Below are 11,721 nucleotides of genomic sequence, written 5' to 3'. Positions count from 1 at the left end.
GGGTATTTTTGACTCAACAACAACCTCTGGCATAGAAAACGTGCCATCGGAAGCTGTAATAACCTGATCTTCTTTTTCAATTTTATGTGCAAATTTAAGGCTGCGATTAATTAAAGCACCCTCAACTGGATTACCGTTTAAAGTAATAACCCCTTTAACTTCAGAGCACATGTGTACACTGTGTTTTTTTATTAAACCAAACATTTTGATTTAAAACCTCCATATTAAAAATGCTTTAAGTGTGGAGCATCACACCATTATTTCAATTGTATTATTTGTTTCCGTGCTTTATAGCATTCAACAAGCAAAACCTGTTCCCACGGCTTTAATAAAAATGGATAACTTTTTTCTATTGCCTACCAATTAAAATAGGTATTTCCATACTATTTATTAGGCTGAGTACCTATATCAAATTTAGCATTCTTTAAAATAGCGCCATCCCAGCATGCATCAGTTAAAATAGCACCGGTAAAATCACAATCTGTAAAATTACCATGGCTTAAGTCAGCACCTGTAAGGTTGGACTTTCTAAACACGGTTCCTGTGAAATTTCCGTTTGATAAGTCGGCATTCGTTAAATTCGCGTCATCAAAACAGGCATCAGCAGCCTCTACATAAGACATTGTTGCATCACTTAAGTTACTGTCAACAAACGTTGAGGCCCAGAGGTTTGCGTAGTCAAATTCACAAGAGGAGAAGTTAGATTCGTTACAGCTGCTCGCCGATAACTTGGCGTAGCTAAAGTCCGCATTGGGGCTAATAACCTGATATAAAATACAATCAAAAAACGCCGTTTGATTGCAGCTTGCCCCTTCAAAGTTAGCGGCTGTAAAGTCGGCATCTAAAAAATAAGCTAAATCTAAAATACCACCACGTAATATAACGCGTTCACCTTTGAGCATTTCAGTCGATGTTTCACTAATATCGCATTGCGTTAAATCAAGCCCTGAAATATCTATTCCCTTAACATTATTTTGTGAGCGTGAATCATCCAATTGCGCTAAAGCAGCCTCTTTAGACATAATTTAACCCACCAATGGTGCAGTTTTCGGCTTTAGTGCACTCTATATCACAATACTCAACATCAACCTCCATCTCAGCAAACACCTTAGCTGGGCGTAAATGTGCCATGGCGGCTTGCCAATGCTCAATCTGTACTTGTTCAGTTAACTCCCAAGGTGCTTCTGATAAATCAAGGCGAATACCGCCCCAAGGTTGAAGCTCTGTCTGCGTTTTTGGTGTGCTCAGTAATAATTCTTGGCCAAACTGCTTAACGTAATGCGGGCCCAAATAAGTGCGCATTGCTAACCCTTTGGGGCCGACCTTAAAATAATCGACTGGAGCTAGCAATGCGGCCTCTCCCATCATCTCAATATATTCATCACGTTCGCTTTCCCACGGTTCGTCAGGATAAGGCCTATCTATATGTATTGACGCAACATCAGGCTTAAATATTTGTACTAATCGATCTGCAAACTCAAATAATGCTGGGTAATGCTTGCTATTCAGTTTAGAGTCAAACTCAAAAAAAATGTTTTGCCTTGGCGCTACATCAATACTGCCAAAGTACTTTACCGCTTTACTGCGCTTTAAATAAATATGCGCATAACTCCCAAACTCTACCGTTTTTATTTTGTTTAAAATATCCTCGCGATTATAGGGTAGCTTACCACGCTCTTCTAAACTCCAAAATTGGGGCGCAAATTCAGGGTAGCTTTCAATTACATCTAAAAGTTCAGTGAATAGCGCTTCATCATTAAGCGGATTGGTACCCATCATGGATACGCTGATTTGAAATGGTTTAAAATCCATCATTATTATCCTTTTACTTTATTCCAACGTTGGTTCTTAGCATTCCACTTATGAGTGATCGTTTTTTTGTCATTATCAAAATACAACACTTCGCTTTCTCTTTTAATTTTTGATGATGGTCGACAAGGTGGTATGCCATTCTCACAAGGTAAATCAGACGATATTGTCAGCACATGGTCCTTATCAGGGAATGCATCACGTTGTTCTTCCAACTGTTTTGTATTATAAACAACTGGGTTACTGTTTTCAGCCGTAAAATGTTTATGTTCGTGCACAATGGTATCGCCCAAACTATCTGGGCGAGTTTTATAATCTAAAGAGTTACCACTGCGTTGTTGTACTTTGCCTCCACTAGCTACTGCATTGTTATTATCAACTAGCGACTCTCCTTTATGCTTTGATAACGCTTCACGAGCTGCTTTTTCATTTTGTTGACCGAGCGCTCTATTTTTCTTAGCGGTTTCGTTTGATTTACTCCAGTCTTCACGTGTTTTTGGTGGTAACTCGCGATTGTGCCTACTTACAACATTACGCTTAAATCGTGCATCATCTGCGGTATCTTGAGGTGTATCTATCGCAGCTCTGAAGTGCTCTCGTTGCTTTTTAGTTAAGTTATCACTGCCGAGGACTGATTTATCTTGTAAATTAACCATATCATCAGCTGTATTTTGTTTAATGTGATTAACCATTTCATCTGCTGTATAAGGAGATGCATCCTCTGGGAGTTGAGACAGTTTAATTAGCTTTTCTTTTAGTTCTGGCGAAATAGCTGAATTAGCATCAAGCGCCGCCTTAACTTTTGCTTGCCCTTCTTTACATAACAACCCCATTGGATCTACCCAATTAACCGGATTTGGTGCATATTGATAGTGGTTTATCCCGCCCACTAACCCTATCGGGTCTTGGTTTATAAAGCGTTGCTGCTTGGGGCTGTAGTAGCGGTAGCGGTTGTAGTGTAAGCCGCTTTCCTCGTCTAAATATTGCCCTTGAAAGCGGATTGGCTGAGTGAAGCTGTTTACTTTATTAAAGTTAGACTCAGCTTCTGGCTCTTCAAAACCATATGCATCGGCTTGGTTTTCCCACACCACTTGTGCGCTGTTGTTTGTTACAAAACGTGGGGTATTAAGTTGGTCTAGGTGGTAGTAGTACACCTCACCTTTTTTAATAAGCGCCACTGGGTGAAATTGATTTGGTAGGTTGATATACCAGGTATATTCACCGTGTTGGCATTCACCGATTAGCTGGTCGTTATCCCAAATGTAGTCAATTTTACCGTGCTCGGTGTGCTTAGCGATACGTCGCCCGAGTGGGTCGTAGTCGTATTGTGTGAGCGTGCAGTTGTTGTTAAAACAGCTTAACTGGTTAAACGCGTTGTACTCGCGGCGGGTTTTAATGCCTTTGCCGGTTTCGCGTATTTGGTTACCAAATTCGTCGTAGTAAAAGTCGCTGTCGCCAAAGTGTGTTAGGCGGTCGGCGTCGGTGGCACTGTTTATTGTGGTGTTGTTAGTGCCTTCATTGTTTATTACTGAGTCAGCGTTGCTACTATTTTTACTGCTACTTTCACTACTATTTAGCGCTAACTCTTTGTATTCTCTATGGGTGGCGCGTGTTAAATCAATAGAAGAGCTGGCTGTATGCTCATTACTGGCGGTATCATGTTTTGTACTCTGCTCGCCGTTAGCTGTACCGCTAGCTTCTTTATCATACGTACTTGTATCTTTAGTGTCTGCATCGCGTGTGTTTGATTTTACTGTTTGGCTTTGCGGGTTACCAAAGCTATCCCATTGGTATTGGGTAGTTGTATCAGCACGTGAGCTTGCCAGTGTTTGTTGTATTAACTGCCCGAGGCTGTTGTATTCAAAATTGATATTTTGACTGCTTATACCTTCGTTTTTACGCTCAATAAGCTGGTTGATGCTGTCGTAGTTGTACGTACAGGTATCAAATAATGCTTGTGCTGGGTGCGTGAGCTGTTGCTGTGTTAAGCGGTTAAATACATCAAACTGTTGAGCAAGGGTTATGTTGTTACCAAACTGCTGGGTTTTAATATTACCTTGGCTGTCGTAGCTTAATGTTATAAGCGGCTGTGCTGCGCTAGCTGAATCATTCGCTTCGCTATTGGCTTGCAGTAAGTTAATAGCACTTAGCTGACCAAACTGGTTGTAGCTGTAGTTAAGCGTGGTTGAATCTGGCAGGGTAAGGGTTTGCCTTCTGCCGTATTCGTCGTAGCTATACTTTAGGGTATGCGCTTGTTGCTGGTTATTAACTTGCTCGGCGCACAGTAGCCTGCCGCCTTTATCAAAGCGTTGTTTAAGTGTTGATTGCGCGTTATGCGCACGCGTAATTTTACCTTGCAGGTTATAGCTGTAGTAATTGGCGTTATTAACGATATGTGAGTCGCTTGCAAGGCTTGCATGCTGCGCAGTTACGCGGCCAAGGCTGTCGCGCTCTATTTTTACATGGCGTTTATTACTTTGCGTTACTGAGGCTAAGCGATTACAGGCATCGTATTTATACTGCTGTAGCGTACCATCAAACCCAGTGACTTGTGTTGGGTTTTCATTGGCGTCGTAACTTATGCGGTATATATGGCCGTCGCTACGCTCAATGGCGGTTAAGTTACGCTCTTTGTCGTACGTTAAATGCAGTGCGCTGCCATCGGGCTGAATAACACAATGCGGTTGGCTTAGCCCTTCAAAGTGTTGCTCTGTGGTATCGCCGTTGCTGTTTTGTGAGCTAATTAATCGCCCTGCTTCGTCGTAGCTAAAGTGTTGATGCTGCTTATTTTCAGGCTCGTTTTCATCAAAGGCGGTGGTTTGCGCAAGCTGTCCATGCGCGTTGTATTTGTATTGAGTCAGCAGCCCTGCGTTATTAATGGTGGCATTTACGCGGCCTAAATTATCGTAGCTGTAACGTATTAGCTCATCGTTAAGATGTTTGGCTAAAAGCTCACCTTGTTCGTTCCAAATAAACTTGGTGATTTGGCCGTTTTTATTTATATGCTGGGTTAACTGGCCGAGCTTATCGTAGCTGTATAACGTGGTGCGGCCATCACCAAAGGTTTCGCTTTGCAGTAAGCCAGCCACACTGTATTTACGCGTAATGGTTTGGCCATCAGGTAAGGTAGTTAATACACGTTGCCCTAGTTGGTTGTAGGCAAAATGCGTTTGGCTGCCATCTGGCTGTGTTAGTGTTTCTAATTGGCCGTAAGGTGTGTAGCTATAGCCCGTTGTGCTGCTATCGGGCTTTATTTCACTGAGCTTTTGGCCTTGCGCATTGTATGTATATTGCCAAACGTTGCCGTTAGGGTCGGTATGTTTTACCAATTTACCTTGTGCGTTATGTACAAAGTGCTCTTTGTGGCCGCGTGAGTCTATACAGGTTGTTTCGCCACGCTCAAGGTTGTATTCAAACTGGTAAGTATAGGTGTTGTTATCGCCCCACTGCTTTATACATTTAGCGCTGGGTGAATAGCTATCCCACTCAAAGTGATGGCTAAAACCGCTAGCTCGGGTACGCTTTGTTAATAAATTAGCGGCGTTGTAGGCGTAGCGCTCAGTTTCGTTTTGTTGATTAGTAGATTGAACAAGGTTTTTGTTTTCATCGTACTCGTAGCTTGCAAGTAGTGGCGAAAGCAATTGCTGTTTGTTGTTTTTATCAGTGCAGTACGCTGCTATTTTGCTTAATAAACCTTGCGCGTTGTAGCTAATTATACAGCCACGCACTTTGTTTACTTCTATACGGTGTAGGCGCTCTTTTGCATCGTAATAAAACGCAATGCTTTGGCCTTTTTCGTTAATTATTTTTTCAAGCAACCACGCGCTTTCGCCTGGTTTAAACGTAAGGTGTTGGTCATCTGGCGTTACAAGTACTTGCTTACCATTTGTTTGGTAATGTAGCGCAAGGTTACTACTTAATTGATAGCTCGATTGGCCAGGCTTTACCTTTTCAAATTTATGTTTAGCTCCGTGCTCGTCTTGGTACTCTAACCAGTAAGTCCCTTTTTGCTTAGGGCCCACTTTTGGTGGCGGCAAGTAATGCTCACTAAGGCTTGCCATAAAGTCATGTCGCCAACCATTACCCATTGTTGTGCACACATCAGCATGAGATGAGCGATACAAACGTCGCCACACTAATTGGCGACTGCCTGCTAGGGTAAAGTCGATAAGCGGGAGAATTTCTTCGCCCGATAGCATTGAAACCGGATCTGACCGGCATTCTTGGTTTGTAATTGATTCTTCACTTGCTGTACTATTACTTGCACCACCAGAGTTTTTAGCGGGTGCTTGCGCGGCACTTTTACCTGATGCGGTTGTTTTAGTTTTTTTGTTAGACTTTTTACCCGCCGAGCCGCTGTTAGTGTTATCGCTAACTTGAATAGAAGACTTAACTTTTTCACGGAAACATTTGACTGAACCAGCAGCAATAACACCTATAAGTGAATTAGCAGTTTTACGCTGGCCATCAGCCTTTGATGCGTCAACACCTATACTTATAAGTAATTTAATAACGTCAAGACGTTTAGAAGGATCGTTTGTAAGCGTTTCACTTACCTGATCGACTAAATTACTTACACTTACTGTATTGTTAGTTACAACAGCTTCATAACCTGAGGGCGCCTTTGCAGCACCAGCAGTCAGGCAAATTGAGTAACTTGTTCCTTGTAAAACAACCGGATTACTTTGCATTAGTTGTGTACTTCCTCACTTATCCATAAGTATGCTGCAGCACATTGGTGCTTTGCTTGTTCCTGCGAAATTATCAATGCATGTTTGCAATGGCTTTCAATAGAAGGGCTGGTTGTTAATTGATACAAAACCACTAACCCTTCAAGTGCACCTATTTGACCTAGCTTGTAGCTTGGTAGCTCATATTGTGTATGCTCATTAATTAAATTACTGAGTAATTGTAACTCATTTAACCATACTTCACTGTCGGGGTTAATGCCGTTTCCTGGAGCAAAAATAATATCAATGAGTTGCTGGCTTTGAGCAGCTAGCCTACTAAACATACCATTTAATTGATTATGCTTAATAAAATCTACCGAGGGCGCTATTTCACTGCTTGTTTGCGACCAGCCTGTTGCTTGCTGCTCAAGGGTTGTAACTGTTCCACCAACCCCTTGGTAACTATATTGCCCTTGTTTATTCGCTTTATAAATTGTATCAAGCGCAATTACATTTACTTTTGGCCATTTATTTTTTTTAGCTAAGGCAACAGCAAAGTGCGCACTAGACGTACCATAAAACAAAAAGTGTTGATCTTGATCTGGATATAACTGTTGTAAACTGCTTTGGAGCATCTGTTTAAGCTCACTCTGATACGACAACGCAGGTAAAAGCCAAACTAAAGGGATACTTAAGTTTTTTACTTGACCCATCAGCTCTTTAGATTTAACAATACAATCGTAAATACACGCTTCCCAAGATTGCCAATTAACTTCTCTCAAGCTACTTGTTGCATCACCATATAATAAATCATCAACACTTTGAGCAGTTGGAAACGAAAAATAGTCTATCGATAAACTAAAAGCACTCATACAGGTACTCCTGCATTTGCTTTTTTATCTTTAACATATTGATTATAAATGTATAAATTAAAAACTGCTTGGCTGTAGGAATCCATAGCAGACTTTTGTATAGCATTTAAATGTTCATCTAATGCTTTACCAGCGAGCAACCTTTTTGAAGATAATTCGTTTTCGAAAGTTGGCCAGGTAAGCTGTAATTGCTGCTGAAAAGCTGTGTATGCTTGTTCGTCACCGCTACAAGCTTGCATTTGTATTTCAAAGTTAACAAGTAAGTCTAACTTATCACCTAAAGTGCGTTTCATTAAAGCAACTATTTGCTCTGGGTTTTCTACTTTATGCAGAGCAGTATTTGCAAGCGGTATAAATTTTACAAAACCACTTTGCAGCAACACTTGTAAAGTACCATCTAAAGATAATGCATTACTTGCATGATTACTAACGGCGTTTACTTGCTCTGAACTTAGGGATAGTAAAAAAAGTGACATTAACGGTGAATTAACGAGTTCACATTGGTTTAGATTATCAAAAATACCGATTAGTTTTTTTGTATCAGATTCGCTTGTTACAACAAAAATACTCTTTACAGAGTCGAGCGTCTGTTTTGATACTTTAGCTTTTGGGGTATGCGCTAAAAATAAAATAGTTATATCAATTAGAGGTATAAAATTAAGGCTATGTTGCTGAAGTAAAACCTTACATATGATAGATTTTGCTAATACGTTTAATTTCGGTTCATCAAGTAAGTTATTAATAAAATTGAGGTTTGCATTTTGAGGAAGGTTTGTCATTATTTCAACACACCCTTGGGCAATAACATTTTCACTGTAGCCGTCTTGAACAAAATCAATAAGCTGCTCTAAAGTCGGTATTATAAATTCACGGCTTAAATTATTGCGTTTAGCTTTTAACCACGAGGATTCTAACAACCTTTTTTTTAACGATTTAACATACCCTACAGAAGTAAACGGACACAGCTGCGCATTACTAATAGCTAGTAACTGAGATTGGTGGTTACTTACATAATTAAGGAGCAAAATTAGCCACCGATCAAAACGGTGGGATTGCCGACAACAATTTTTCCACCATGAGAGCTATCATCTCCCATTCTTGCTGCAGGTTTACCATTAATTTTGACTGAGCCAGAACCTGTTTTAATACTGTCTGGAGGCCCAATACATACCATCATATCGCCTTTACGCGCTGCTGGCATACTTCCTATTAAAACATTAGTCGAGCCTAAAACAATAGGGCCGCCAACATGAGGAACAGTACCTGTTGTTTTAGGGCACACATGCATGTGACCAATTGTAGCTGCGGGCTTACCCATTTAGACTCCTTGTCTAATGATGTTTAATTAATGCTATTCGTATAACGGGATGATTAATAATTTATTTTGGCTAACTAAAAGCGATAACTCTTCAATTAACTCACTCTTAGTATAGTCTGATAGTGCTACCATACTTTGCACGGCATATTGATATAATACTGAAGCAACATCTTCACTGTTTAATGATGTATGCAAGTATATAAAAAACTGTTGAGCGTAATAGCCGTCCATTGCTTTCAAATGACTTAATGTAGGATTTAGCAATGGATCATTCGGTTTATTAATTGGTAAACATATTAAGTGAGGCAAGCCATAACGGCAGTATACAACGTGTCCGTTGTTATTTATGCCATTTCTAATACCACTTTGAAAACTATTTATTATTTCCATAATCACACTAATTTAATTTAATTACACCAGCAGATAAAGTAATAGCACTGCCATCCACTTTTATATTACTGCCTTTAATATCTATATTAGTGCCTTCGATAGTAATATTACCGCTACTGCTCATTTTTATTTGGGCTGAGCCGGTTTTAATAACAATTTCATCGCCTGCTTCTATATTTAATGTTTTACCCACTTTTAACGTGTCGTTTTCACCAATATCAGCAATACGGTTTTTAGCTACTTTTAAACTATCGTTATTAGCAATCTCTGCTTTACGGTCATTACCTATTTCAATGTTATGATCGTGATCGGTTTTATCATTTTGATCATTTTTTACATAAAGCTGTTTATCTTTTTCGGCTTGTATATATACAAGCTCACTGCCTTTTTTGTCCTCAAACCGAAGTTCATTAAAGTTATCTGCACCACCTTCTTTTGTAGAACGTGTTTTAATACCGCTTTGTGTTTTTTCAGCGGGTAATGCATACGGAGGCATTAAATCAGCGTTATAAATTGCACCACTAATAATAGGCTGATCTGGGTCTCCATTTATAAAATCGACTAATACTTCTTGCCCTACTCGAGGGAAGAAAAATGCGCCCCATTTTTTCCCGGCCCAGTTTTGTGATACCCGAATCCAACACGAACTCTTTGAATCTTTTTTACCTTCTCGATCCCAATCAAACTGTACTTTTACGCGACCAAATTGGTCAATCATTATTTCATCGGCGCTGTCGCCAGTCACTATTGCAGTTTGCACCCCATTTATTACAGGCTTTTTCTTATTAATTTGTGCTCTGTAAGGAATTTCTTTTGGTACACACTCAAAGTGATTGGAGTAAACTTCTTCTGCGGAGCCTTGCTGAGCACCTGACTGGTTTGGTACTGTTATTGATGTCATCATTGACGTAATAACAAATGTTTTACCTTCAAGTCTTGGGTCTTCATGCTTTTTAAAAGCAAATAATTTACCAACGGTAAATGAACGACAATCGCTTTTACCACTCGATAATTTCATGTCTCTTTGTAGTGACTCCAATTGTACCGACGCCATACTTGCTGCACGAGGGTGGCATTCAGATTCACCAGTGTATTCAAATATTTCAGATACTGATTGAGTTGGTAATTCAGGGTTTGCTTGCTCTCCGTCGGGGTATCTTGATGGCTGTTTAAAGTCATAACCCACACGCTTAAAGCTGCCTGGCGCTATGCTCAAACCACCTTGCCAGCGTGATACATGCGATTCACTAAGATGACCTGTTGAATAAACTACTTTTGCCTCGCCACATACTTCGTAAGCTGTAATATCATCGGCTAAAACTAATGTATGGTTACTTTTTGTGTGGTCAAAAAAGTAAAAAATACCTTCTTGCTGAAGTAAGCGTTGAATAAAATCAAAATCAGATTCTTGGTATTGAACACAGTATTCGTACTTAGGATAGGTTTTGCTAGTTTTGTCTGAAAAAGCGACATTATGCTGACCAAATAAATCGGCAAAAATGTCTTTAATTGTTTTCTTTTGGAATATGCGACTATTTTTACGATTACGCATTGACGCAGCAAAAGGGACTATGGTTGCTTGGTAGTCTATGTAATTTTTTTGCTCATCCACGTCGGCGGTACGACTACCATTAGAAACAAGGTGACTAACTATACCGTGGTAATAACGTTCACCACCGCCTTCTGCATTTCTTACTTTAATAGATACAGGTTTACCCACTAAATCTTCGTGTGCTATTTGTTTCCCAATAGTGTACATATTTGCAGACATTACAAATAAATCTGACATTGCTTCTTGGGCAACAAAACGAGTTAAATAAAGGGCATCTTTACCAGCAGGGGTGCTAATTTGAATTACGTTTTTGTCTTGTGTTGCTTTTTGCATTCCTTGCTTTTCCCATCCTAGAGATCAAAAAAAGCTCTGAGCAAAGCCCAGAGCCATTATTAGACAACAAATATTACATTTGTTGACCTTTAACACCGCTGTAACCATATACTAGTGGCGCAGTAATGTTATTTTGGTCGTCTGTAGGTGTCACTGTCATCATCATTTCTGTGTAGCTGATAGTGATAGTTTCAATTGGACGATCGTTTTGTACTGATACCGAGTAGCTAGAAATCATCGCATCTGTTAGTTCGATTTTCATGATTTCTTCTACTTTATCACCTTGTTTAGTGATATGGAAAATAGCTGGTAAACCTTTACCAATAGTCGCTTCTTTGAAAAGATCCGGAGATGCTTTATCTTGAAGTTTAGTAATTGTTACGTCGCCTAAACGAGTAGAGCTAGATTCACGATCCATAGCTGTACCAGTGGCAGAGCTAATTTCACGGCTTACGTTCCAATCTAATGATAAAACTGTAATTAAATCTTTGAAAGACTCAGCTGTAGTTTCGCCTTTGATTGAACCGTACTTTAAATATGTATTTGCTTGCATTCGATAATGCTCCTTTTTATTAAACAATTTATCCATTAACACTGGATTTTTTACTTTGGTTTATACCAAAACTCCTTTGAAACCATTATCTTTAATACAGCAATGAAAAGGCCTTCTAATTCCTTTCCTTAGATGAAGACAATGTCTCAAAAATTCCATTTATTTATATTAGACGCTAAAATTATAATGTTCTAACACTAAAGAAACAACCTTAATAACAAGTT

Annotated in this window: 10 protein-coding genes; all 10 read right to left on the bottom strand. The window is 39.6% G+C overall.

The window, feature by feature from the left end:
* On the bottom strand, positions 1–204 hold a 204-nt coding region (locus tag PX700_RS18255), incomplete at its 3' end, for a DUF6795 domain-containing protein (RefSeq protein WP_479521508.1).
* Between the two features lie 179 nt (positions 205–383).
* Positions 384–1,022: a pentapeptide repeat-containing protein gene (locus PX700_RS18250; RefSeq protein WP_479521507.1), complete on the bottom strand. Its 639-nt coding sequence runs from the start codon at positions 1,020–1,022 to the stop codon at positions 384–386.
* Positions 1,015–1,815: a hypothetical protein gene (locus PX700_RS18245; RefSeq protein ID WP_479521506.1), complete on the bottom strand. Its 801-nt coding sequence runs from the start codon at positions 1,813–1,815 to the stop codon at positions 1,015–1,017. The genes PX700_RS18250 and PX700_RS18245 overlap by 8 nt, the downstream gene beginning before the upstream one ends.
* Positions 1,816–1,817: 2 nt before the next feature.
* A complete protein-coding gene (locus PX700_RS18240) occupies positions 1,818–6,500 on the bottom strand; it encodes an RHS repeat-associated core domain-containing protein (protein ID WP_479521505.1) in 4,683 nt (1,560 codons plus the stop codon).
* Positions 6,500–7,351, bottom strand: a complete 852-nt coding sequence (locus tag PX700_RS18235) for a hypothetical protein (protein ID WP_479521504.1) — start codon at positions 7,349–7,351, stop codon at positions 6,500–6,502. The genes PX700_RS18240 and PX700_RS18235 overlap by 1 nt, the downstream gene beginning before the upstream one ends.
* Positions 7,348–8,376 carry a hypothetical protein gene (locus PX700_RS18230; protein ID WP_479521503.1) on the bottom strand — a complete coding sequence of 343 codons (1,029 nt, stop codon included), beginning with the start codon at positions 8,374–8,376 and terminating at the stop codon, positions 7,348–7,350. The genes PX700_RS18235 and PX700_RS18230 overlap by 4 nt, the downstream gene beginning before the upstream one ends.
* Before the next feature lie 2 nt (positions 8,377–8,378).
* Entirely contained in the window at positions 8,379–8,669 is a 291-nt protein-coding gene (locus PX700_RS18225) for a PAAR domain-containing protein (RefSeq protein WP_024607335.1), read from the bottom strand.
* Between the two features lie 33 nt (positions 8,670–8,702).
* Positions 8,703–9,059: a hypothetical protein gene (locus tag PX700_RS18220; RefSeq protein ID WP_479521502.1), complete on the bottom strand. Its 357-nt coding sequence runs from the start codon at positions 9,057–9,059 to the stop codon at positions 8,703–8,705.
* A gap of 7 nt (positions 9,060–9,066) precedes the next feature.
* A complete protein-coding gene (locus tag PX700_RS18215; protein WP_479521501.1) occupies positions 9,067–10,944 on the bottom strand; it encodes a type VI secretion system Vgr family protein in 1,878 nt (625 codons plus the stop codon).
* A gap of 73 nt (positions 10,945–11,017) precedes the next feature.
* Positions 11,018–11,497 (bottom strand): Hcp family type VI secretion system effector, encoded by a 480-nt coding sequence (locus tag PX700_RS18210; protein WP_077535558.1) that lies wholly within the window; start codon positions 11,495–11,497, stop codon positions 11,018–11,020.
* Between the last annotated feature and the right edge of the window lie 224 nt (positions 11,498–11,721).

The organism is Pseudoalteromonas sp. TP27 (assembly GCF_056470645.1).
Note: the sequence above shows the minus strand (reverse complement) of the source record. Positions and strands in the feature narration are given on the sequence as shown.